Origin of the sequence: Opitutus terrae PB90-1, from assembly GCF_000019965.1 — a bacterium.
In the GTDB taxonomy this organism is placed as follows: Bacteria; Verrucomicrobiota; Verrucomicrobiia; order Opitutales; family Opitutaceae; genus Opitutus; species Opitutus terrae.
Genome location: NC_010571.1, coordinates 4,932,761 through 4,956,516 on the forward strand (window position 1 = coordinate 4,932,761; position 23,756 = coordinate 4,956,516).

The window sequence follows — 23,756 nt, forward strand, 5'->3', positions numbered from 1 at the left end:
CGTGCCGGCGGCGACGGTTGCCGGCGTCACCGGTGCAGCTTGCGCACGTAGTCGGAGAAGAACACCACCGCGACGGTCGCGATGATGAAGAGCGCGGAGAGTGCGTTGAGCATGGGATTGAGTCCGACCTTCGCCATGCCGAACACCCGGATCGGGAGCGTCGCCGACGCGGCGCTCGTGGTGAAAAACGTCACGATCAGCTCGTCCATCGACAGCGTGAACGCCATCAACGCCCCCGCGACGATCGCCGGCCGCAGGCACGGCACGATCACGAGCCAGAAAGCCTTCAGCGGCGTCGCGCCGAGATCGAGCGCCGCCTCCTCGATCGCCGGATCCAGTCCGCGCAGCCGCGCCTGCACCGCGACCAGCACGAACGGAAAGCAGAACGTCACGTGGCCGATGATCACGGTGATAAAGCCGAGTTGCATTCCTGCCATCGTGAAAAAGATCAGCAGGCTGATGCCCATCAGCACCTCGGGAATCACCATCGGCACCGCCGCGAGCGTCTGCAGCGTGCGCGCGCCATGAAACCGGTAGCGGTGCAGCAGCCACGCGCCGGCGGTGCCGAGCACGACCGACAGCACCACCGAAAATGCCGCGATGATCACACTGTTCTTCGCTGCGCGCAGCAGCGGCGCGTTGTGCAGCAGCCGCTCGTACCATTCCAGCGTGACGCCCTGCCAGACGATGTTCAGCCGCGACGCGTTGAACGAATACACCACGAGCACGAGGATCGGCAGATAGAGGAACACGAACACCGCCAGCGTCCACCCGCGCAGCACCCGGTCGAGGGTGCGAATGCCGCCCATGCCGGTGGAGCGCGAATCGGAGGTTGGGGCCATGCAGGAGCTCACACACTTGCCGACCCGCCGCGCGCAGCGCAAGGCCGCAACACAAGGCCGCGTGGCACGTGGCACGGGCATCTTGCCCGTGGGTGCTACGTGACATTGTTTTCGCACCTCAGCCTTGCGTCCTGCTCACGGGCGAGACGCCCGTGCCACCTCCACCCACCTATTTCCGTCCGCCGAGGATCTTGTTGATCGCCTCGCCCACCCCGCTCTTCTCCACCGCGAGGTTGAGCAACTTCGTCTGCAGGTCGCTCGTGTCGGTATGCGCCAGCGTGCCACCGATCTTGATCGGCGTGGAGAACGCGCTGTAGCCGAGATTGTCCGTCTCCGCCTTCAGCAATTTCACTTTGCCGAGCAGTTCGCCCAACCGGCCGCGCGCGCCCAGATTGATTTGCAGGTCGAGCGCCTGCTGCAGCAGCGGCCGGCCCGGCACGTAGTCGAGTTTGCCCGCGCCCGCGAGCCGCACCGTCGGCGAGATCAGTGTGAAATCCTGCAGCAGCAGATCGAGATTTGTGCCGCGCTCGGCCTTCACGCTCAGCTGGTCGAACGGGATCTCGGCGAGGATCTTCACGATTTCCAGCGTCGTGTTCACCGTTTCCTCGGTGGAACCCCCGAACAGGCCGCCCACGATCGAAAGCGCGGACTGCGCCGTCTGCATCCGCTCGGCCGGCAGCACCGTGGCGAGCGCGCGAAACACGCCGCCCTTGCTCGTGATCTCAAATTGTCCCTGCGTGCGCTCCACCACTTCGCCCAGGCTGGCTCCCGCCCCGGCCAGATGGCTGGTGACGTTCACCTTGCCTTCGATGGTCGGCAGCTTCGCCGGATCCATCGCGCGAAACACCGGCCCCGTCTCGAGATTCCGCACCACCAGATCACCGTTGAACGCATAGGCCTGCGCCGCCTGCGGATCGTAGCGCACGCCGCCGTTCAGCTTCAGATCGCTCTCCGGACCAAACACCGCGCGCACAGCGTCGAGGCTCAGCTTCTGCGGATCGATCCGCAGCGCGCCCGCGACGTCGGTCACCTCGAAGTCTTCCGCCTGCACCACTTTTTTCAGCGCGAGCGTGATCTGCCCGCCGATGCCGGCCCACGGCGCGCCCGCGGGTTTCTCTTCCGGCTTGGCGGACTTGTCCTCGGCCGTCTCGCCCGGCACCAGCAGCGCGAGCATGCGGACATCCTCCAGATGAATCAGCTCGCCCGTCAGCCGCGCGTCCACCGTGGCCGCGGGTTTACCCGGCGTAAACGTGCCACTCAGGAGCAGATCCGACTTGCGGCCCGCGTGCTCAAAGAGCCATGGCGATTTGAACGTGACGTGACCGTCGCTTGACATGTCAGCGCGCACCTCGGCCGTGATGGCCGGCAGCGTCTCCTTCGTGGTCGCCACCAGATTCATCACGGACAATCTGGTCTCGATCGACCGCGTGCCGTCGATGCTGGCATTGAACTCGCCCTGCGCGGTGCCGCTCACGAGTTGCAGCGCGCCGTGCACGGCCGGCTGGTTGGTCCAACCCGGCAGGTCGGCACTCCAGCGACCGGTGACTTTGATCGGCTGGGCGGGGCCAGTCAGTCGGCCCGCCTTGGCGTCGAGCGCCAGCAGCGTCGCGCCGGCCTGTCGCAGCGTGAGCTCGACCACCTGCGCCTGCCAGCCGAGGGGCGTATAGTCCGCCGAGGCGTTGAGCGTCACGTCGAGGTTCTGCAGCAGCGGCCCGTCCGCGTCGCTCAGCGAAAATCCATGGATCGTCAGCGGCCGGCGGGACCGCAGAGCCAGCCCGCCATCGCGCGCGCTGGCGGCGAATTCGCCCGAGACGTCGCCGCCGCCCAGCCTGAGTTCGCCCGCGAAGGGCTGCGCCCACGCCACCGGCAGGCCGGTGAGCACGACGCCGACGAGATCCTGCGCCGGATCCGCCACGCGCAGCTCCGCGGTGCTCAGATTGAATTCAAAAGGCTGCAGCGCGCGCACGCTGGCCACCGGCGCCTGGCCCGAGAGGTTCGCGGTCAACCGCTCCACGCGAAGCGAACGTCCATGCTGCAACACGTCGAAATCCGCAGTCACGTTCGTGCGGCCGATCCCGGCGAGTTCGGGCCGCGCTACGGCGAGCCGATCGGCGGACGCTTGCAGCCGCCCACTCGCGTGCACCTCGCCGAAGGTCGTGTCGGTTGCAAAACCGCCCTCGCCCACCGCCGTGAACGTCGGCAGCGGCTGCCCCAACAGGAACGGCGCGAGATCCGCGTCGCCGAGATCCACTTTCCACGTGCCACCGATCCGCGCGGTCGCCGTGGTCAACGTGCCCTGCAGCGACGCGAGTTGCTTCTCGCCCTGCACGAGCAGCAACGCGTAAGTCTCGCCCGTGGGGGTGCGCGTCGCCTCGAGATTCGCGTCGAGCTTCACGCCCGCCGGATGCTGCGTGCCGCTCATCATGGCCGTGGCGCGGGTGCCGAGCCGCGCGAAGGTGCGCGGCGTGTCCATCGTCGCAGCCAGTTGCGCGTGCAACGTGAGCGCCCCGCCGTCGCCTTTCGCCGCGGAAACATCCACGGTAAAATTGCCCTCGCGGTTCGCGGCGAGTCCGCCGCCGTGCACGACCACGCGCAGTCGCAGGGGCCCCTGCCCCTCCAGCGGCGGCAGGATCACCTCGCCATCGAGTTCCACGCCGTCGAGTGACAGATCCACTGGCAGCTGCAGCTCGTGAAACACTCCGCGGAACATCGGTGCCGCCGCCTGCGCCGACTCCGCCGCATACGCCGAGGGCAGCAGGGAAAAATCGCCCCGCGCCGCGGTCGCCCCTGCTGGCTCGGATCGCAGCCACGCCGCCGCCTGCCGGGCCGGACCCGAGAGCTGCGCCGCCTTCGTCAAATCGAGCGTCCAGCCTTTCGCCACGAGTCGCCGGACGTTCACGTTCTGACCGATCCCCGCGCGCACCAGCGGCACATCTGCGTCGAGCGCAGGCAGCGTCAGCACGGCACCGTGGCGTTCCAGCCGCACGTCGCGCAACTGCACCTGGCTCCACCCGGCCGACACCGAGCCGATCCCGCCATGCAGGTCCGGCCGGCTCGCGAGCGCCTTGCGCGCAGCCCAAGTCTGCACCGAGGAGTTGAACGCGACGGCGACCAGCACCAGGAGCAGAAGAATGACGACGCCGAGACCGATGAGAATCCCGCGGACGGCTTTCATGGACAGCAAGAAGACACGACGAAACTTGGCGGGTTGCGAAGAGTTATGGATGCGCGGCAGCCGGCCTGCGCGGGCGGTTGAGTCGCCGAGCCGGACGGCTGCCGTCGGACGCGCCGCACCGCACGCCCGCCAAGCGGGCAGCGACGGGCGCGAGTGATCGGACGGCCGCGCGGCCGTCGCGGTTACCCTTGAACCAGCGCGTCGGTCAGGCCCATGGCCTGCCGCAACGTCGCGATCGCAACGTTGTAGTTGTAGTAAGCCTGCACCTGGTTGGTGCGCGCGGTGGTCAACTCGACCTGCGCCTGCAACACGTCGAGCTGCGTGCCGGTGCCGGCGCTGTAACGCGCGTTGGCCAGCCGGACCGCTTCCTCGGCCTGCTCCACGACGCGGCCCGACGCCTCGACCAGCTCGGTCGCTTCCTGCCAGGAGGAATAGGCGCGGCGCACCTCGACCTCGGCAGCGAGCTCGCGCTCGACCAGCGTCAGCCGGTTCTGCTCCACGACGGAGCGGGCCTGCGCGACCCGTCCGGAGGTGGCGCGGCCGTCGAAGATGTCCCATTGCGACTGCACGCCGATGAAGGCGCCTTCGCGTCCGTCACTCACGGCGAGCGTGCGGCCCTTGAAGGCCTCCCAACCGCCGACCGCGGCGACGCGCGGGTAGTAGCCCGAGCGCGCCGTGGTGATCGCCCGCTCGCTCGCGGCGACGAGCTTGCTCAGCCGCTGGAGATCGGGGCGGTTGGCGCGCGCCGACTCGGTGGCCGAGCGGAGATCGAAGCTGACGGGCTCGAAATCGAGTTTGCCGACGATTTCGGCGGCCGAATCGAGCGACTCGGTGCGGCGCGTGGTGAGGCCCAGTGATTGCCGGAGCGCCTCGATCGCGAGGCGGTAGTCGTTGCGCGCGGAGATCAGCGGCGTCTTGGCGTTTGCCACCGCGACCTCGGCCCGCAGCCGCTCGAAGCCGGATACGGTGCCCGCCTCGAACCGATCGGTCGTCGTCTTCAACTGTTGTTCCAGCAGCCGGAGGTTTTCCTCCTGCACCGTGATCCGTTCCCGCGCGAGCAGTACCTGATAGTAGTTGGTGCGCACCTGCAGCAGCGCCGCATTGATGACGGCTTTCAGGTCCAGCAGCGCCGCTTCGCGCACGAGCTCCGAGCTCTGAATCGAGGCGCGGACGCCGCCGCCGGCGAAGAGCGTCTGGCTGGCGGTCAGGTTGAGCGACCAGCCGTGGTTGCTTTGCGGCTGCGAGTTGGAGATCTCGCGCTCGCCGAACTGATAGTTGCCGCCGGCGCCGACATTCGGCAGCGCCTGCGCCTTCACCTCGACGACGACGCCTTCCTGCTCGCGGATGCGCTCGCGCGCCTGCCGGATCGCGAAGTTGTGTTCGAGCGCATAGCCGATCGCCGTCTGCAAATCGATGCGGGCCGGCGCCGGCGGCGGCGGTTCGGTGGCCGGAGCGGCAAACGGCGTGGTCGCGGCCAGAATGAAGGCGGCCGGTCCGATCGCGGACCGGAAAAAATGGCGGGCAAACTTCATGGTAGACTTATTTAGCGAACGTGGGCGCGGGCTCGAGATTGGACTCGAACACCGGTTCGCGGGCCACGGCTCGGTGTTCCTTGGCAATCAACACGTAGAGCGATGGCAACACGAACAAAGTGAAGATCGTGCCGATCGTCATGCCGCCGACAAGCACCAACCCGATCGAATTGCGGGCCGCCGCGCCGGCCCCGGTGACGAGCGTCAGCGGGAAGTGACCGGCCACCGTGGCGACGCTCGTCATCAGCACCGGCCGGAGCCGGGTCATGGCCGCCTCGTGCACCGCCTCGATCTTCGAGCGGCCCTGCTCCTGTAGCTTGTTGGCGAACTCAACGACGAGAATACCGTTCTTCGCGATCAGCCCGACCAGGGTGACCAGTCCGACCTGCGCGTAGATGTTCAGCGTCGTCGTCCAGCCGTTGGTCCAGAAGGGCACGTTCGGGTTCGGCATTTTCAAGACCGTGAAGACCAGCGCGCCGAACATCGCCAGCGGCACCGACCCGAGCAGGATTACCAGCGGATCGCGGAACGAGTTGAACTGCACCGCGAGCGCCAGGAAGATCAGCACGATCGCCAGGATGAATGCCGGCAGGAACTTGTTGCCCTCCTGCCGCAGCTGCCGCGACTCGCCGGTGTAGTCGACGGAGTATCCGGGCGGCAGGATGTCACGCGCCGCCTCCTCGAGCACCTTGAGCGCTTGATCGAGCGTGCGATTCGTCTGGCCGGAGAGCGTCACCGCGTTGAGCTGCTGGAAACGATTCAGCGAACGCGGCACGGTCTGGTGCTCGATGTGCGCGACGGCGTTCAGCGGGATTAGCTGGTTCCGCGGGCCGGTGATGTAGATATCCTCGAGCTGCTCCGGATTGAGCCGCTCGCTGCGCTCGATCTGCGGGATGACCTTGTAGCTCCGGCCTTCGATGTTGAAGCGGTTGACGAAGTTGCCGCCGAGTGCCGACGCGAGGTCCGCGCCGACCTGCGAGAGGTTGAGTCCGAGAGTGGCGACTTTTTCGCGGTCGATGATCACGCGCGCCTGCGGCTGGTCGTATTTCAGATCGATCAGCGGCGGAAAGAAGAAGATCCCGCTCTGCATCGCCTTCGCCTGGATCTGGTGCGCGAACTCGAGCAACTGGTCCGACTCCGCCGTCGAAGCGATGACGAACTCGACCGGAAAATTGCTGCCGCCCGGCAAGGCGGACGGCGTCGTCGCGAACATCTGGATGCCGGGAATCTGCGAGAGCTTGGCCTGCACCTCGGGGAGAATCTCGAACACCGTGCGCTCGCGCGGCGCGTGCCAGGGTTTCAGCACCATGCCCGAGAAACCGTCGGCACCGAGCGCAGCGCCGGCCGAAGGCGGGAGCATGATCTGGAAGGTGAGATCGACCTCGGGCGTGCTGAGGAACGCCTGCTCCGCCGCGCGCGCGTAGATCCGCTTCTGGTCGGCGGTGGCGTTGGCTGGCGCGTTGATGATGCCGAAGATCACGCTCTGGTCCTCGGTCGGCGCGAGCTCCTTCGGCGAGAACATGTACATCGGGAACGCCAGCGCGCCGACCACGAACCAGATTGCGTAAACGAACGGCCGCGCTTGCAGCGTCCTGCCGAGCGCGCGGCCATAGGCTTCGCGCAACCGATCGAAGTGATGGTTCACCCAGCCGGTGAACCCGCGCTCCTCCTCGGCGGCGCTGCGCAGCATGTGCGCGGCCATCGTGGGCGACAGCGTCAGCGCCACGATGCCGGAGATCGTGACGGCGCCGGCGAGCGTCAGCGCGAACTCCCGGAACAGCGCGCCCGTCAGGCCGCCCTGCAAACCGATCGGCGCGTAGACCGCCGCGAGCGTGACCGTCATCGCGATCACGGGGCCGACCAGTTCGCGCGCGCCCTTCATCGCCGCTTGGCGCGGCGACAGGCCCTCGCGCAGATGCCGCTCCACGTTTTCAACGACAACGATCGCGTCATCGACCACGAGACCGACCGACAGCACGATCGCGAGCAGCGTCAGCAGGTTGAGCGTAAACCCGAACGTCTGCATCAGGAACACGCCGCCGATCAGCGACACGGGAATCGCGATCACCGGCACGACGGCGGACCGCAGCGAGCCCAGGAAGAGGAAGATTACGACGACGACGATCAGCAGCGTGTCGAGCAGCGTGTGCGTGACCTCGCTGATCGCGTTGCTGATGTATTCGGAGGCGTCGTAGCCGATCCGCGCCTCGAGTCCGCTGGGCAGGTCGCGCTTGATCGCGTCGAGTTCGGTGCGCACGCGTTTCACCACGTCGATGGTGTTGGCGTTGGGCAGCGGGAAGATCCCCATGAACACCGCGGTCTGCCCGGAATAGCGCACCTCGGTGTCGTAGTCCTCGGCCCCGAGGACGACGTCGGCCACGTCTTCAAGCCGGACGGTGGTGTCGTTATACTGGCGGACAACGAGCCGCTTGAACTCTTCGACCGAATGCAGATCGGTGTTGGCGGTCAGATTGACCTGAACGAGCGAGCCCTTCGTGCTGCCGACCGCGGCGAGGTAGTTGTTGGCGGCGAGCGCCTGCCGAACCTGCGCCGGGCTGATGTTGAGCGCGGCCATCTTTTCGGGCTTGAGCCAGATGCGCATCGCGAACGTGCGTGCGCCGAGCACTTCCGCGCGCTGCACGCCGGCCACGGCGCCGAGCCGCGGCTGTACGACGCGCGTGAGGTAGTCGGTGATCTCCGCCTGCGACAGCATGTCCGACGCGAAGCTCAGATAGGCCGATGCGAACTGGGAGTCGGCCGACTCGACTGAGATCGAGGGCACCTCCGCCTCGGGCGGCAGGTCGTTGCGGACCTGGTTCACCTTCGCGGTGATGTCGGCGAGCGCCTTCGTCGGCTCGTAGTTGAGCTTCAGACGCGCGTTGATCATCGAAAAACCCTGCAGGCTTTTCGATTGCACGTAATCGATGCCGTCGGCTGACGCGATAGCCCGCTCGAGCGGCGTGGTGACGAAGCCGCGGACGAGTTCGGCGCTGGCGCCGACATAGACGGTGGAGACGTTGACGGAGGCGTTTTCGCTGCGCGGATACTGGCGGACGTTGAGCGAACGCCAGGCCTGGACGCCGGCGATCACGATCACCAGGTTGACGACGATCGCGAGCACGGGCCGCCGGATGAAGATGTCGGTGAAAGATTTCATGTGGTGGTGGGTGTAGTCGCCCCGCATCCCGTCTCCCGCCCCGACGAAACTGGTAACAGGTGTTACACGATTTCGTTGGCGGGCGGTGCCGGGGTGGAGGGATGGCGGCTCAGGTGTTGGCGGGTTTCGGATCGAGCTTCGCGTCGGGCGCGAGCTTGTTGTCGATGACCACAGGCGTGCCGGCCCGGAGCTTGAACACGCCACTGGTCACGACCTGGTCGCCCGGCTTCAGCCCCGAAGTCACCGCCACGTAGTCGCCGCGCGCGCCACCGAGGCGAACGAACTGCTGCCGCAGCACCTGCTGCACCTGGCCGGATTGCGGGTCCTTCTTCTCTTCGATCACGAAAACCGAATCGCCGTACGGCGCGTAGAGGATGGCCGTCGCCGGGACGATGAGCTTTTTCTCGGCGGTGGGGAGCACGACCTCGACGTTGGCGAACATGCCCGAACGCAGCCGTTCCTCGACGTTCGGCACCGTGGCCTGCACGCGCACGTTGCGCGTCACGACATCCACCTCGGGGCTGATCGCGGTGATCTTGCCGGCGAAGACAACCTTCGGCGCTGCATCCGTCGTCACCCGGACGTCCGCGCCCGGGTGCAACACCGACAGCCGCTGCTGTGGGACGGAGAAATTCACGTAGACCGGATCGAGCGTCTGCAGCGTGGTGATCGCATCACCCTCGCGGAGGATCTGACCCAGGTTGACGAGCCGCAGCCCGAGCCGGCCGGCGAAGGGCGCGCGGATCGTTTTCTTGGCGATCGTGGCGCGGATGTTATCAGCCCGGGCGACCGCCTCCTTGTATTGCGCATCGGCGGCGTCGAGTTCGGCCTGCGAGATCGTCGCCTTTTGGATGAGGTCGCGCGAACGGTCGAAATTGGCCTTCGCGAGTTGGGCGGAGGCCTCGGCCGCGCGCAGCTGCGCCTCTTCGCTCGAAGTGTCGAGTTGCACCAGCAGATCGCCGGCCTGGACCAATGCGCCGGGCTCGAACGCCAGCTTCATGACCTTGCCCGCCAGTTCCGCGGCGACCGTGACGCCCTGAACCGATTCGACCGACCCGGTGGCGGTCACGGTGTCGGGCCAGTCTTCCTCGCGCACGGGCGCCGAGGTGACGGTCTCGGGGGGAGGAGTCATGTGTGCGCCGGCAGCGGCCATGGCGCGGAACTGCAGCAGCTTGGTGCCGACCAGCGCGCCAACAATAACGATGATGGCGACGGTCGTGAGGGCGAATCTCTTGATCATGGCGGGAGTGGTGTGGTGGATTTCGAAACGGCTGGAGCCGGCGGGGGCCGGAAAATTCAGGGCGCGACGGAAACCGGGGGCGATTCCGCCCGCGGCGAGCCAAGCTTCGCCGCTTGGCCGGTGATCTTGGCCAGCAGCAAGACGAGGGTCTGGCGTTCGGACTCGGTCAACGGCTGCATCAACAATGCCATTCGCTCGAAGTGCGGCGGCATGACGGCCTGCAACAACGCTCGTGCTTTGCCCGTCAACGTCACCAGCATCATCCTGCGATCGGCTTGATCGGGCTCCCGGTTGACCAGCCCGTCGCGCTCGAGCGTGTCGATCAAACCGGTCATGGTGGCACGGGTCACGCCGGCCAGCTCGGCGAGCTCGGCGGGCGTGCATGGGCGGGTACCGTGGCAGGCCTTGCTGTGCAGGAGTACCAAGACCATGAACCGGCCCTGCGACAGGTTGTGCTCGGCGAGATGCGCGCCGGCGACGCGAAACGCGTCATCCCCAGCGCGCAGCAAATGCAGGAAGACCTCCGTCGCGGAAGGGTCGAGTTCAGGAAACGACTTCGACGCCGCGAGGAGGCACTCGTACTTGGGCAGATTGTTGAGCAGCAAAAAGGACATTCAGGGCCCGGCGCGTTGATAAGGGCCCTAACTGTTAGCCGGCTAACTATCCGCGCAAGCGGCCAGCGTGTCTGCAGCCGCGTTGTGAGTTTCTCTGATGCTGCGGCGGCGGCGCGAGAACAGCGCTACTGGCGGCATCGCGTGGTCGCCGGCAAGGCGGAGCGCGTTGCCCTCAACGCGCTTTCGTAGCGGAAGCGCCGGACCTCCACGGGCGGGACGCCCGTGCCACGTGGCATGGGCGTCCCGCCCATGTCAGGAATTCGGATGCCACGCTGCAGCGCTTCAGCATAAAACAGAAAGGGCGAGCACCCGCAGTGCGGAAGCTCGCCCTCGAAAACTTCGCTTCAGATCGGCTTACAGCGACTGAGCGGCAGCGACGACGGCTTCGGCGGTGATGCCGAGTTCCTTGAACACGACCGGCCCAGGAGCGCTCAGGCCAAAGCGGGCGATGCCCACCACCTTACCCTCGAGGCCGACGTATTTATACCAGAGGTCCGGCACACCCGCCTCGACCGCGACACGCTTCCGGCAGCTGGCGGGCAGCACGCTCTCGCGATACTCCGGCGACTGCTGGTCAAATCGCTGGAACGACGGCAGCGACACGACGCGCACGCCGGCACCGAGCGTCTTGGCCGCGGCGAGCGCGATCTGCAGTTCGCTGCCCGTCGCGATGAGGATGTGGGTGAGCGCCGCCGTTTCCTGCTTCGCCACGTAGCCGCCCTTGAGCACGCCTTCGCGGCGCGTCTGCACCGGAATGTCGTTCAGCATCGGCAGCGCCTGACGCGTGAGCGCCAGCAGCGTCGGCCCATCCGTCCGTTCGAGCGCCGCAGCAAACGCGCCGGCGGTTTCCTCCGGATCCGCCGGACGGATCACATCCATGTTCGGAATCACGCGCAGCGCTGAGACCGTCTCCACCGGCTGGTGCGTCGGGCCGTCTTCGCCGACGCCGATCGAGTCGTGCGTGTAGATGTAGACGACGGGCAGATCCGATAGCGCCGCGAGCCGCATCGGCGGACGCGAGTAGTCGGCAAACACGAGGAACGTCGCCACGCTCGGACGGAAGAGCCCGTCGTAAGCGATGCCGTTCGCGATCGCGGCCATGCCGTGCTCGCGAATGCCGAAGCGAATATTCCGGCCGCCGCGATTGCTCGGGTCAAAGTCCTTGTCCGCCGCGATGAGGTTCAACGTCGAGCCGTAGAGGTCGGCGCTGCCGCCGATCAGCAGCGGCAGTTCCGCGGCGACGGGCTGCAGCACGTCGCGTCCCGCCGCGCGCGTGGCGAGCTTGGCGTCGGCCGGGAACGCCGGGATCTTCGCGAGCAGTGCGCTCGCGTTCGGCGCGTTCTTCGCGGAGTCGAGCAGCGCGGCCTTGTCCGGATTAGCGGTGCGCCACGCCTCAAACGTCTTTTCCCACTTCTTGTAGTGGCGGAGCAGTCGTTTCAGATGATCCGCGAAATAGGCGCGGACGTCGTCGCTCACGAAGAAGTGCTGGTCGGCCGGCAAGCCAAGTCCGGCGCGCGCGCTGTCGGCGAACTTTGCCCCGCCCTCGCCATGGCCCTTGGCCGTGCCGGCGACTTCCGGGATGCCGCGCGCGATCTGCGTCTTCGCGATGATCAGCTGCGGTTTTCCACTCGTTGCCTTCTTGGCCTTGTTGAAGGCCTTCAGGAACACCGCCATGTCGTGGCCGTCGATCGTCTGCACGTCCCAGCCGATGGCCTTGAAGCGCGCGGCGGCGTTCTCGCTCTGCGTCTTCACCGCCATCGCGTCGAGCGTCACGTCGTTCGAGTCGTAAATCAGGATCAGGTTGTCGAGCTTCTGGTGCCCGGCGAACGCCACGGCCTCCATCGCCACGCCTTCCTGCATGCAGCCGTCGCCCGCGAGGCAAACGACATGATAGTCGAAAACCGTGTGCTCGGGCGTGTTGAACCGCGCCGCCGCCATCTGGCCGGCGACCGCCATGCCGACCGCGTTGCCCACCCCCTGCCCCAGCGGGCCGGTCGTCGCCTCGACGCCGGGCGTCTCGCGGAATTCCGGGTGCCCCGGCGTGATGCTGTGCAACGCGCGGAACTTCTTCACCTCGTCCAGCGGGATGTCGTAGCCGCTCAGGTGCAGCCACGCGTAGAGGAACATGCTGCCGTGGCCGGCGGAGAGAACGAAACGATCGCGGTTGAGCCAGCGCGGATGCTCCGGGTTGTGCACCAGCGCATGGCCGTAAAGCACGGCGCCGATTTCGGCGGCTCCGAGCGGGAGCCCGAGGTGGCCCGACGAGCACGCGTGCACCGCGTCGATGGCGAGTCCACGCGCCTGATTGGCAGCCTTGGCGAGAAGGGGAGTTTGGAGCGGCATAAAAGTTGGAAGGTTAGGACTAGGATGCGGCGGCGAGCCGGGGAAGAAGAAACTCAGCGTGCAGTCTTCGCCGGGGGATGCAACCGGCGACGGAATTCAGTCTAACATTGTGCCTTGGGAGCGCGGGTGTCGCGCCCGCCGCAGGTTGGCGGCGGATCGTCGCGCGAGATGCGCCTGCCGTTCCGGCAGGCCTTGTCGGCCTTCGCGCTCAAACCCGCCGGGACGGCGGGCTCCACCTGTGGCAGCCGTGCCGATTACGGCGCGGTCCGCATGGCGAAGCCATGCGGCTACGGGGATACCCTCCTCGCCACCCTGCCCTACTGCAGCTCCTTCGGCAGCATGGGCATCAATTTCTTGATGTCCTGCACCGCGTCGCGATGGCAGACGAGCACGGCATCCGGAGTCTCGACGACCACAAGGTCCTTCACCCCCACGAGAGCCACCACGCGGCCGTTGCTGATCGCGATGTTCCGCGTTGCATTCTCCGCGAGGACCGCGCCCTTCACCGCGTTGCCCGCGGCGTCCTGCTGCAGATGCGGCGGCAACGAGGTCCACATGCCGACGTCGTCCCAATCGTATTCCGCGAGGATGGTTTCGACGCGCGCGGCCTTTTCCATCACGGCGTAATCGACCGAGGTTTTCGGGAGTGCGCCGAACCGCGCTTGGAGATACGCGCTGGGATCGCCCGCGGGGAACTCGCGCACGAACTTCGCGAGGGCCGGAGCGTGCCGCTCCGCCTCGTCGAGAAACGCGCTCACGCGCCAGATGAACATGCCGGCATTCCACGCGTGATTGCCGCCGGCGACGTAGCGCTCGGCCGTCGGCAGATCCGGCTTCTCCACGAAACGCACCGCGCGGCGCACCACGCCGAGGGTCGGGGTGCGGTCCAGTTCCTCGCCCATTTCGAGGTAACCGAATCCCGGTGACGGATAGCTCGGCTTGATCGCAAACGTCAGCAGCGCATCGGTGCCGGCCGCGCGCGCCAGCGCGGCCCCGAGCTGTTCGGCGAGCCGGGCGGTGTTCTTGATCAGATGATCGGCCGGCAGCAGCGCCATCACGCCGTCCTTCGCCCGCGCGCGCACGAGGCCGGTGGCCAGCGCCGCGGCCGGCGCGGTGTCGCGTTTTTCCGGTTCGGCGATGATCTGATCGGGCGCGAGCATCGGCAACGCCGCGCGGGTGGGCTCGAGCTGCGCCTCGTTGGTCAGCACGAAAATGTTCGCGCGTGGCACCACGCCTTCGAACCGCCGCACCGTTTCCTCGAGCAGGGTGCGCTCGGAGAAAAGCTTGAGCAGGTGCTTCGGCGTGCGCCGCCGGCTCATCGGCCAGAAGCGTTCGCCGCTGCCGCCAGCCATGATGCAGACGTAGGTGTTCGAATGTTCGTTCATGCGGGAAGAGGAATGTGCGGGACGCGCCGGCCCCGCGAAAGGGCCAAGCCTGAACGCTTAAAACGGGTTAGGTTCCCCGCGTCCACCCTTACGTCACCTGCACCACGATCTTCCCGAACTGCCCCCCGCGCTCCATCAACGCGAACGCATCGCCGGCCCGCGCGAACGGCACGATTTCGCTGACCACCGGCCGCACGCGATGCGCGGCGAGAAACTGCGTCATCGCCGCCCAATCCGCCGGCGAGCCCATCGTCGTGCCGAGCAGCGACAGCTGCCGCCAGAAAATCTTCCGCATCGGCAGCACCGGCGGATCGCCGCGCGTCGCGCCGAAAAACGCCACGCGCCCGCCCGGCGTGGCGAGATCGAGCACGCTCGGGAATCCGGGGCCGCCCGCGCTGTCGACGATCACGTGAAAGTGGCCGGCGGTTTTCGCGAGCTGCGCCGACCAGTCCGCGTCGGTGTAATTCGCCCCACCCCGCGCGCCCAGTTCCACGGCACGCGCAATCTTCTCGGCCGAGCTCGACGTCACCCACACCTCCGCGCCCGCCGCCACCGCGAACTGCAGCGCAAACAGCGCCACGCCGCCGCCGATTCCGGTGATCAACACGCGCTCGCCGCGCTGCAGGCGCGCCCGCGACATCAGTGCCCGCCACGCGGTCAACCCCGCCAGCGGCACCGCCGCCGCCTCGGTCCACGATAGATGACCGGGCTTCGCCGCCAGCTGCGCGACCGGCACCGCGATCTTTTCCGCCAGCGTGCCGTCGCGCGGCAGCCCGAGAATCGAGAAATCCTTTCCCTGCGCGTTCTCATCCGAACCCCAATTGAAGCTCGGATTGATGATCACCTCGCGGCCGATCCACGACGGATCCCCGCCATCCGCGGTTGCGGATACGACGCCGGCCCCGTCGGAACCCGGGATGCAGGGATACTTTAATCCGGCGTACTGACCGGCCTTGATCCACACGTCGCGGTGATTCAGCGCCGCCGCGCGGATATCGACCACGACCTCGCCCGCCGCGGGCGTCGGCTCCGCCACGTCGGCGATGGCGAGTTGGTCAACGGCGGTGAGTCGAACGGCGCGCATGGAGGGAGTCACAAGTGCCAAGTAACAAGTGACAAGTTCGCGAACGTGCAACCGCCAGGAGTTTTCCTCGCAGCTTGATCCTTGGTCCTTGTTCCTCGTTACTTCGGTCAGAGCCATGCTCTGCGCGCTCCACAAACCTTACGGTGTGCTCTCGCAATTCACGCCCGAGCCCGGATCCCGCTGGCGCACGCTCGCGGAGTTCGGGCTGCCGCCAGCAGTCTATCCGCTAGGTCGGCTCGATGCCGATTCCGAGGGGCTGCTGCTGCTGAGCGACGAACCGGGATTGAATACCCGGCTGCTCAATCCCGACCAAGCGCATCGACGCGAATACTGGGTGCAGGTGGAACGCGTGCCCACCGATGCGGCGCTCGCGCAACTGCAGCGCGGCGTGAAGATCGGCGACTACGCGACGCGGCCGTGTGCTGCGCGGCGGCTCGATCCGGCGCCCACGCTGCCGCCACGCGATCCGCCGATTCGCGCGCGCAAGAACGTGCCCGATTGCTGGCTGGCGCTCGAACTCATCGAAGGCAAGAACCGGCAAGTCCGCCGGATGACCGCCGCGATCGGCCATCCCACACTGCGTCTGGTCCGCGTGCGCATCGGCGATTTCGCGCTCGGGAAACTCGCGGTCGGACAGTGGCGGGAGCTGACGGCGGACGAGCGGAAATCCGTCTTTTGCTAGCCTGCAGATGGAGCCCGCCGTCCCCAGCGGGCTGTTCGTGCACCGACCGCGGAGCCCGCCGGGATGGCGGGCTCTACCTCAGCGCTCACCGTTCCTCGATCACGTCCTCGCGCTTGAACCGGACTTTCTTCGTGTGAGCGTATTTGTCGTTCGGGTCGCGGTAACCTGCTGCGCAGGCGACCACACTCGAATAATCCGTTCCGGCCAGCCCGAGGATCTCGTCGAATTTCGCCGGTTCGAAGCCTTCCATCGCACACGTGTCGACGCCCAGCACCGCCGCGGCCGTCACGAAGCTGCCCAGCGCGATGTAGATCTGGTGCGTCTGCCACATGTCGAGCCGGCCTTCGGCGCGCGCCTGATCGAGATTTCGCAACGCCATCTGGCCAAACCGCGAGAGCGCTTCCGTCGTGGTCCCGCGCACCTCCGCCATTCGGGCCACGTGCCGGTCGACGTGCTCCGCGCCCAGGTTCTTCCGCACCGCGAACACGACAAAGTGGGAGCACTCTGTCACCTGCGATTGGTCCCACGCAGCCGGGCGCAGTTGCGCGCGCAAGGTCGGATCGGTGACGACAAAAAATCTCCATGGCTGCAGTCCGATCGACGACGGCGAGAGGACCAACGCGCCTTCGAGGGCGCTCCACGTTTCCGCCGGGATTTTCCGCGTGGGATCGAACTTTTTCACTGCATACCGCCACTGCAGCGCGGCGGTCAGCGTCTCGGGAGTGATCGGCGTCATGCGCCCGAACCATGCGCGAACGAGGGGCGAACGCCAATCCGGAAGCGGCGCCCGCGCCGTTCCGTGCGGGGGACGGGGTTATGCGCCGGCGCGGCGGGCGACGCGATTCGATCGCGGCTTACAGCCGCTCCGACCCGCGCCGCAGGCGTGCCGGTCTACCACGCGCGCGCGTATTGCAACGGTGGCGCCACGGCCTCGGCCTGTCCGAGCTCGCGCGCGGCGTGCGCCGGCCAATAAGGATCGCGCAAGAATTGCCGCGCGAGCAGCACGACGTCGGCCTGCCCCGAGGTCACGATTTCGTTGGCCTGCTTGGGCTCGGTGATCAGCCCCACCGCAGCCGTCGCGATTTGCGCCTCGCGCCGGATCCGTTCGGCGAACGGCACCTGATAGCCCGGCTTCAGCGGAATCTTCGCATGCGGCACGATGCCACCCGAGCTGCAGTCGATCAGGTCAACGCCCTCCACCTTCAGCCGGCGCGACAGCTCCACGGATTGGTCAATGTCCCACGCGCCGTCCACCCAATCCGTGCACGAGAGTCGGACGGTGAGCGGGAACTTGTCGGGCCAGACCGCGCGCACCGCCCGCGTGGTTTCGAGCAGGAAGCGGATCCGGTTTTCAAAGCTGCCGCCATATTGGTCGGTGCGCAGGTTCGTGAGCGGCGAGAGAAACTGGTGGCTCAGGTAGCCATGCGCGGAGTGGAGTTCGAGCCATTCGAATCCCGCCGCGAGCGAGCGCTCCGCCGCGCTCACGAACGCCGCCTGCACGGCCTGAATCTCGGCCGTGGTCAACGCATGCGGCACCTTGTCCAGCCCGTCGCCAAACGCGATCGCACTGGGCGCGACCGGCGTCCAGCCACCGGCATTGTCCGCGAGATGGTCGCCGCCCACCCACGGCACCGCGGCGCTGGCTTTGCGCCCGGCATGCGCGAGCTGGATGCCCGGCACGGCGCCATACTGTTTCAGGAAGCGGTTGATGCGCGCGAGCGGCTCGACGTGCCGGTCCGACCAAAGACCGAGATCACCCGGCGTGATCCGTCCCTCCGGTGTGACTCCGGTGGCCTCGACGATCACGAGCCCGGCGCCGCCCACCGCGCGCGAGCCGAGGTGCACGAGGTGCCAGTCGTTCGCCAGCCCGTCTACGGAGGAATACTCGCACATCGGCGAGACGCCCACGCGATTGCGCAGCGTGACGGATTTCAAGGTGTAAGAATCGAAGAGCGAAGGCATGGGTGTAAGAAAGTTAGTCCGACGCGCCGCCGGACCAAACGATTCGCCCGACCCGATGGATCAGGAATTCGCGGCGGTGTCCCACGACACGAGGAACACCAGCGCCGCCAGTAGAAGAATCAAGGTGGTCATAAGCGCAATTCGCCTCGGTGGTCAGCGCGCCGCGAGCGAGCCGCCCGGCTGCGGCGCGTGCCAGCCGCCGCCCAGCGCTTTGATCAACGCCACGCGCGTGGCCAGCTGGCGACCGATGAGCCGCGCGGTCGCTCGTTCCGTCGCCAGCGCCGTCCGCTGCGCATCGATGACCTCGAGGTAGGACACGTAGCCGGCGTCGTAGCGGATCTGCGCCAGCCGCTGCGCGCGGCGCGACGATTCGAGCGCGCGCTGCTGGGCGGCCGCCTCCTCCCCGATCAGTCGGCTGGCGGTCAACGCGTCCTGCACCTCGCGCAGCGCCACGAGCACACGCTGCCGGAACGCAGCCACCGCTTCGTCATACGCCGCGCGGCTGCGCGCGAGATTGGCGCGGTTGCGGCCGCCTTGGAAAATCGGCAGGTAAAGTTGCGGTCCGATCGACCAGATCCGTGAGTCCGACTCGGTCAACCGATCGATGTCCGCACTGGCATAGCCCGCAGAGCCGGTGAGCGAAATCGCCGGGAAGAACGCAGCCTTGGCGACACCAATCCGCGCGTTGGCCGCGGCGAGCGAACGCTCCGCGGCCGCGATGTCGGGCCGCCGCTCCAGCAACTCCGACGGCAGTCCCGCCGGCACGTGCGGCAGCACGGGCTCGTGCTCCACGACCGCGAGCACAAAACCGCTGGCAGGCTCGCCGACCAGCGTGGCGAGCGCGTTGGCCAACGCGGAACGCTGATTCGCCAGCGTCGCGCGTTCCGCCTCGGTGCTGGCCAGTTCGGTCTCGGCCCGCGCGGCATCCAGATCGGCCGCCGTGCCGCTGCGCACGCGCGCGGTCGCGAGTTCCAGCGCGCGACGTCGCAGGCGCACGGTATCGTCCAGCAGCACCAGCTCCCGTTCGGTAGCACGGAGCGCGAAGTAGTTCGCCGCCACATCGGCCGTGAGCGACAGCCGGACGGATTCGAACGTCGCCTCGCTGGCCGCCGCGACGTCGCGGGCGGATTCGTTCAAGCGCCGCACGCGGCCAAACAGGTCGAGCTCCCACGCGGCGGTAAGTGGCGCGCGGTAGGTCGTGGTGCGCGGGTCGGGGAAGACATTCTCCGTCGTCTGCGAGGTCTGCTCGCGGATGACGGCGCCGTGGGCGGCGAGCTGCGGCCAGTAGTCGCCGCGCGCGATGCCGGCAGCCGCGCGGGCCTGCTCGACGCGCGCGGCGGCGGCACGCAGGTCCTGGTTGGCGGCGAGTGCGCGCGTCTCGAGTCCGTCGAGCACGGGATCGCCGAACAAATTCCACCACGCACCGCGGGGCAGCGCGTCAGCCGGATCGGCGGTTTTCCAACCGCCAGCGTCGCGATAACTCGCCAGCGGCGGCAGGTCGGGTCGGTAGTAGTCAGGTCCGACCTTTGGCAGTGCCGCAAACCCGAGCGTGGTGAATGCAAAAAACAGCGCGAGGATCTTCATGATTCGTCAAAGGTGTGCTCCGTGCAGGCGTGTTGTGGTCGGCGGCCCGTATGCGCGCCCCTGTTCAGTGCGGGTGTCCGCCCGCCACCGCGATCGTCTCGCCGGTGATCCAACCGGAATCCCCGGAGGCGAGAAACACCGCCACGCGTCCGATGTCGTCCGGCTGCCCCGTCCGGCCGAGCGGCGTGTCCTGGATGATCTGTTTCTCGAAATCGCTGCCGATGATTCCGCCCGCGCGACTGCCCTCGGTGTCGACGGCGCCGGGGTTGAGCGAGTTGACGCGGATGCGGCGGGCACCGAGCTCCTTGGCGAGCGAGCGCGTGATGGCGTCGACGGCGGCTTTGGTCGCGCTGTAGCCCGAGCCGTTCGCCAGGGCGAACGTGCTCACGATCGACCCGACGTTGATGATGACGCCGCCGTGTTCGTCGAAGTGATCGACCGCTTTCTGCGTGGCCAGCAGCAGGCCGAGGACGTTCACGTCGAAGTGCCGGTGGAAATGCGCCTCGGTGATCTGGCCGAGCGGGGCGAAATCGTAGACGCCCGCGTTGTTCACCAGGATGTCGAGCCGGCCGAAGGCCGCGATCGTCTCGGCGAACAGGCGGTCGATGTCGGCGCGCTTCGATACGTCGGCTTGCACGGCAACCGCGCGACCGCCGTGCTGTGTGATCTGGCCGGCGACGCGCTCGGCGCCTTCGCGGCTGCTGGTGTAGTTGACGACGACCGCCGCCCCGGCTTCGCCGAGGTGCAGGGCAATCGACGCGCCAATGCCTTTGGACGCGCCGGTGACAAGGGCGACTTTGCCGAAGAGTTTGGGTTTCGTGTGAGTAGACATGGGAGGGATGGGTTGAAGAACGAGGTTGCTGACTGAGAGATGAGGGCACGGCGGCTCAGGCGGATTGCGGCGCGGGCAGCGGTGCAGCGGCGGCGGCGGGTTTGCGCACGCCAAGTTTTTCGAGGACGACGTAGAACACCGGCGTCAGAAAGAGGCCGAACAACGTGACGCCAATCATGCCGGCGAACACGGCGACGCCCATCGCGCGCCGCATCTCCGCGCCGGCGCCGGTGCTGACCACGAGCGGGAAGACGCCGGCGATGAAAGCGATCGAGGTCATCAGAATCGGGCGCAGCCGCAGCCGCGCGGCATCGAGCGCCGCCTGCACGACGCTCTCGCCTTCCTCGCGGCGCTTGAGGGCGAACTCGACGATCAGGATGGCGTTTTTCGCCGCCAAGCCGATCAGCACCATCAGCCCAATCTGCGTGAACACGTTGTTTTCGCCGTGCGTCAGCCAGAGTCCGACCATGGCGGAGAACAGCGCCATCGGCACGATTAGCAGTACCGCGAACGGCAGCCGGAAGCTCTCGTATTGTGCCGCGAGGACGAGGAACACGAGCAGGAGGCTCAGCGGAAACACGAGCACGCCGGTGTTGCCCGCGATGATTTTCTGGTAAGTCAGCTCCGTCCAATCCAGCGCCATGCGGGTGGGCAGATGATCGCGCGCGAGCTGCTCCATCGCCGCCTCCGCCTGACCCGAGCTGAACCCAGGCGCCGGCGCGCCGTTGATTTCGGCGGCCGGATAACCGTTGTAGCGCACCACGCGGTCGGGCCCGTAGGTCTCGCTGACGTTGACGACGGCGCCGAGCGGGACGAGCTGGCCGGCGGCGTTGCGGGTCTTGAGCCGCAGGATGTCGTCCGGCTTCTGGCGAAACTCCGCGTCGGCCTGCGCGATCACCTGGTAGGTGCGGCCGAACCGGTTGAAATCATTCACGTAGAGCGAGCCGAGGTTGATCTGCATCGTCTCGAAAACATTCTGGAGCGGGACGCCCTGGCTCTTCGCCTTCGCGCGGTCGACGTCCGCCTGCAGCTGCGGCGTGTTGATGGTGAAACCGGAGAACACCCGCGTGAGCACCGGCGTCTGCGCCGCCTGCGCAACCAAGCCCTGAGTCGCCGCGTAGAGCGCATCCAAGCCGTGGTCGCCGCGGTCCTCGACGTAGAGCTTGAACCCGCCGATCGTGCCGAGCCCCTGCACGGGCGGCGGCGGGAAGATCGCGATGTAGGCGTCCTGGATCTCACCAAACTGCTGCTGCAGCTGCTGCGCGATCGCCTGGCCGGAAAGCTCCGCGCTGCGACGCTCCTCGAAGGGCTTCAGCGCCACGAACACGATCCCGCTGTTCGGCGAGTTGGTGAACCCGTTGATCGAGAGTCCGGGGAACGCGATCGCGTTTTGCGCGCCGGGATGATTGAGGGCAATCTCGCTCATCCGACGGATCACCGCGTCGGTGCGTTCGAGTGACGCTGCAGCCGGAAGTTGTGCGAACGCCACGAGATACTGCTTGTCCTGCGACGGCACGAAGCCGGTCGGAATCTTGCGGAAAGAGAGCGCCGTGAACGCGAGCAACCCCGCGTACACCAGCAGCGCGACGGCCGAGACGCGCAGCAGTCGCGCCACGCCGTGCGAATATTTCCGCGCGGACCATTCGAAGAACCGGTTGAACGGCCGGAAGAACCAGCCGAGCGAACGATCCATGCCGCGCGTCAGCCAGTCCTTTGGCGCGTGATGATCGCGGAGCAGCAGTGCACTCAGCGCGGGCGAAAGCGTCAGCGAATTGAACGCCGAGATGATCGTCGAGATCGCGATCGTGATGGCGAACTGCTTGTAGAACTGTCCGGTCAGCCCACTGATGAACGCCGTGGGAATGAAGACCGCCGAGAGCACGAGCGCGGTGGCGATGATTGGGCCGGTCACCTCGCGCATCGCCTGCTTGGTGGCCTCGAACGGGGTTTTGCCGAGCGCGATGTTCCGCTCGACGTTCTCGACGACCACGATCGCGTCGTCGACCACGATGCCGATCGCGAGCACGAGTCCGAACAGCGAGAGCGCGTTGATGGAAAATCCGAGCGCGTGCATCACCGCGAACGTGCCGACGAGGGAGACCGGCACGGCCGCCAGCGGGATGATGGACGCGCGCCACGTCTGCAGGAACAGGATCACCACGAGCACCACCAGCACGATCGCCTCGAGCAGCGTGTGCACGACCGCGCGGATCGATTCGCGCACGAAGATCGTCGGATCGTAGACGATGCTGTAGTCGAGCCCCTCCGGGAAATTTTTCTTCAGCTCGGTCATGGTCGCGCGCACCGCGTCGGAGGTGGCGATGGCGTTGGACCCCGGCAGTTGCGCAATCGGCAGCGCGACGGCCGGCTTGTTGTTCAGGAGCGAGCGGAGCGCGTAGTCGGCGGCGCCGAGCTCGACGCGCGCGACGTCGCGCAGCTGCACGCGCTCGCCGTGCGCGCCGGTCTTGATGATGATGGCGCCAAACTCGTCCTCGGTCGTGAGCCGGCCCTGCGTGTTGATCAGCAGCTCCGTGCTGATCGCGTTGGGGTTCGGCTGCTGGCCGACCGCGCCCGAAGCGACTTGCACGTTCTGTTCGCGAATCGCGGCGACGACCTCGGAAGCGGTGAGCCCCCGCGCCGCGACTTTGTTCGGATCGAGCCACACGCGCATGGCGTAGTCGCCCGACCCAAAGATGCGCACCTGCCCTACCCCCGGCAGCCGCGCGAGCACGTCGCGCACCTGCAGCGAGGCGTAGTTGCGGACGTAGATGTCGTCGTAGCGGTTGTCCGGCGAGAACAGGTGCACGACCATGAGCAGGTCGGGCGAGGTCTTGGTCGTCGTGATCCCGAGCCGACGCACGACCTCCGGCAGCTTCGGCTCGGCCTGGGCGACGCGGTTCTGCACCTGCACCTGCGCGTTATCGAGATCGGTGCCGACCTTGAACGTAACGGTGAGCGTCATCACGCCGTCGCTCGTCGCCTGCGACGACATGTAGAGCGAGTTCTCCACGCCGTTGATCGATTGCTCGAGCGGCGCGGCGACGGTTTCGGAGATCGTCTTGGGATTTGCACCGGGATACACCGCGCGGACGACGACGGTCGGCGGCACGACTTCGGGATACTCGCTGACCGGCAGTTGCCACAGTGAGATCGCACCGACGAGGAAGATGATCGTGGAAACGACGCCCGCGAAGATCGGACGCTTGATGAAGAAATCGGAGAGGTTCATGAGCAGACTGAACGGGCTAAGCGGGGAATTTGGGCAAGGCAGTGGCCAGGGGGCGCCGGCGGCGCGTTGTGGTGGGGCGCGTTGTCCTCAACGCG

Annotated in this window: 15 protein-coding genes; 1 reads left to right on the top strand and 14 read right to left on the bottom strand. The window is 67.1% G+C overall.

The window, feature by feature from the left end; translation table 11 throughout:
* Positions 1 to 26: 26 nt before the first annotated feature.
* From OTER_RS19195 to OTER_RS19235, 9 genes are all read right to left on the bottom strand, one after another.
* Positions 27 to 842, bottom strand: a complete 816-nt coding sequence (locus OTER_RS19195) for an ABC transporter permease (protein ID WP_202795996.1) — start codon at positions 840 to 842, stop codon at positions 27 to 29.
* 169 nt (positions 843 to 1,011) lie between these two features.
* Positions 1,012 to 4,017 carry a hypothetical protein gene (locus OTER_RS19200; RefSeq protein WP_012376604.1) on the bottom strand — a complete coding sequence of 1,002 codons (3,006 nt, stop codon included), beginning with the start codon at positions 4,015 to 4,017 and terminating at the stop codon, positions 1,012 to 1,014.
* Positions 4,018 to 4,199: 182 nt separating this feature from the next.
* Positions 4,200 to 5,549: a TolC family protein gene (locus OTER_RS19205; RefSeq protein ID WP_012376605.1), complete on the bottom strand. Its 1,350-nt coding sequence runs from the start codon at positions 5,547 to 5,549 to the stop codon at positions 4,200 to 4,202.
* A gap of 7 nt (positions 5,550 to 5,556) precedes the next feature.
* On the bottom strand, positions 5,557 to 8,706 hold the full coding sequence (locus tag OTER_RS19210) for an efflux RND transporter permease subunit (protein ID WP_044891894.1): 3,150 nt from the start codon (positions 8,704 to 8,706) through the stop codon (positions 5,557 to 5,559).
* A gap of 109 nt (positions 8,707 to 8,815) precedes the next feature.
* Positions 8,816 to 9,946, bottom strand: a complete 1,131-nt coding sequence (locus OTER_RS19215) for an efflux RND transporter periplasmic adaptor subunit (protein WP_012376607.1) — start codon at positions 9,944 to 9,946, stop codon at positions 8,816 to 8,818.
* 56 nt (positions 9,947 to 10,002) lie between these two features.
* Positions 10,003 to 10,560, bottom strand: coding sequence for a MarR family winged helix-turn-helix transcriptional regulator (locus OTER_RS19220; protein WP_012376608.1), 558 nt, complete (start codon positions 10,558 to 10,560; stop codon positions 10,003 to 10,005).
* 354 nt (positions 10,561 to 10,914) lie between these two features.
* On the bottom strand, positions 10,915 to 12,903 hold the full coding sequence (tkt, locus tag OTER_RS19225; RefSeq protein ID WP_012376609.1) for a transketolase: 1,989 nt from the start codon (positions 12,901 to 12,903) through the stop codon (positions 10,915 to 10,917).
* A 317-nt stretch (positions 12,904 to 13,220) separates the two neighbouring features.
* The gene (locus OTER_RS19230; RefSeq protein WP_012376610.1) at positions 13,221 to 14,288 is read right to left on the bottom strand and encodes a mannose-1-phosphate guanylyltransferase; all 1,068 of its coding nucleotides are present in this window, start codon (positions 14,286 to 14,288) and stop codon (positions 13,221 to 13,223) included.
* Between the two features lie 88 nt (positions 14,289 to 14,376).
* Positions 14,377 to 15,372 (bottom strand): zinc-binding dehydrogenase, encoded by a 996-nt coding sequence (locus OTER_RS19235; RefSeq protein ID WP_012376611.1) that lies wholly within the window; start codon positions 15,370 to 15,372, stop codon positions 14,377 to 14,379.
* A 115-nt stretch (positions 15,373 to 15,487) separates the two neighbouring features.
* On the opposite strand from OTER_RS19235, the gene OTER_RS19240 reads away from it, so the two are divergent.
* On the top strand, positions 15,488 to 16,054 hold the full coding sequence (locus OTER_RS19240; RefSeq protein WP_012376612.1) for a pseudouridine synthase: 567 nt from the start codon (positions 15,488 to 15,490) through the stop codon (positions 16,052 to 16,054).
* Positions 16,055 to 16,139: 85 nt separating this feature from the next.
* On the opposite strand, the gene OTER_RS19245 is transcribed toward OTER_RS19240, so the two are convergent.
* From OTER_RS19245 to OTER_RS19265, 5 genes are all read right to left on the bottom strand, one after another.
* Positions 16,140 to 16,790, bottom strand: a complete 651-nt coding sequence (locus tag OTER_RS19245) for an NAD(P)H-dependent oxidoreductase (protein WP_012376613.1) — start codon at positions 16,788 to 16,790, stop codon at positions 16,140 to 16,142.
* A gap of 155 nt (positions 16,791 to 16,945) precedes the next feature.
* Positions 16,946 to 18,016, bottom strand: a complete 1,071-nt coding sequence (locus OTER_RS19250) for an NADH:flavin oxidoreductase/NADH oxidase (RefSeq protein WP_012376614.1) — start codon at positions 18,014 to 18,016, stop codon at positions 16,946 to 16,948.
* Between the two features lie 153 nt (positions 18,017 to 18,169).
* The gene (locus OTER_RS19255) at positions 18,170 to 19,600 is read right to left on the bottom strand and encodes an efflux transporter outer membrane subunit (protein WP_012376615.1); all 1,431 of its coding nucleotides are present in this window, start codon (positions 19,598 to 19,600) and stop codon (positions 18,170 to 18,172) included.
* A 64-nt stretch (positions 19,601 to 19,664) separates the two neighbouring features.
* Complete coding sequence (locus OTER_RS19260) at positions 19,665 to 20,432, bottom strand: SDR family NAD(P)-dependent oxidoreductase (protein WP_012376616.1); 768 nt, start codon at positions 20,430 to 20,432, stop codon at positions 19,665 to 19,667.
* 55 nt (positions 20,433 to 20,487) lie between these two features.
* Positions 20,488 to 23,661 (bottom strand): efflux RND transporter permease subunit, encoded by a 3,174-nt coding sequence (locus OTER_RS19265; protein ID WP_012376617.1) that lies wholly within the window; start codon positions 23,659 to 23,661, stop codon positions 20,488 to 20,490.
* Positions 23,662 to 23,756 lie beyond the last annotated feature (95 nt).

Coding starts and splice junctions, on each gene's coding strand:
- OTER_RS19260 (WP_012376616.1), bottom strand. CDS start 20,432: ATGTCTACTCACACGAAACCCAAACTCTTCGGCAAAGTCGCCCTTGTC.
- OTER_RS19235 (WP_012376611.1), bottom strand. CDS start 15,372: ATGCGCGCCGTTCGACTCACCGCCGTTGACCAACTCGCCATCGCCGAC.
- OTER_RS19250 (WP_012376614.1), bottom strand. CDS start 18,016: ATGCCTTCGCTCTTCGATTCTTACACCTTGAAATCCGTCACGCTGCGC.
- OTER_RS19245 (WP_012376613.1), bottom strand. CDS start 16,790: ATGACGCCGATCACTCCCGAGACGCTGACCGCCGCGCTGCAGTGGCGG.
- OTER_RS19195 (WP_202795996.1), bottom strand. CDS start 842: ATGGCCCCAACCTCCGATTCGCGCTCCACCGGCATGGGCGGCATTCGC.
- OTER_RS19230 (WP_012376610.1), bottom strand. CDS start 14,288: ATGAACGAACATTCGAACACCTACGTCTGCATCATGGCTGGCGGCAGC.
- tkt (WP_012376609.1), bottom strand. CDS start 12,903: ATGCCGCTCCAAACTCCCCTTCTCGCCAAGGCTGCCAATCAGGCGCGT.
- OTER_RS19205 (WP_012376605.1), bottom strand. CDS start 5,549: ATGAAGTTTGCCCGCCATTTTTTCCGGTCCGCGATCGGACCGGCCGCC.
- OTER_RS19255 (WP_012376615.1), bottom strand. CDS start 19,600: ATGAAGATCCTCGCGCTGTTTTTTGCATTCACCACGCTCGGGTTTGCG.
- OTER_RS19210 (WP_044891894.1), bottom strand. CDS start 8,706: ATGAAATCTTTCACCGACATCTTCATCCGGCGGCCCGTGCTCGCGATC.
- OTER_RS19220 (WP_012376608.1), bottom strand. CDS start 10,560: ATGTCCTTTTTGCTGCTCAACAATCTGCCCAAGTACGAGTGCCTCCTC.
- OTER_RS19265 (WP_012376617.1), bottom strand. CDS start 23,661: ATGAACCTCTCCGATTTCTTCATCAAGCGTCCGATCTTCGCGGGCGTC.
- OTER_RS19215 (WP_012376607.1), bottom strand. CDS start 9,946: ATGATCAAGAGATTCGCCCTCACGACCGTCGCCATCATCGTTATTGTT.
- OTER_RS19240 (WP_012376612.1), top strand. CDS start 15,488: ATGCTCTGCGCGCTCCACAAACCTTACGGTGTGCTCTCGCAATTCACG.
- OTER_RS19200 (WP_012376604.1), bottom strand. CDS start 4,017: ATGAAAGCCGTCCGCGGGATTCTCATCGGTCTCGGCGTCGTCATTCTT.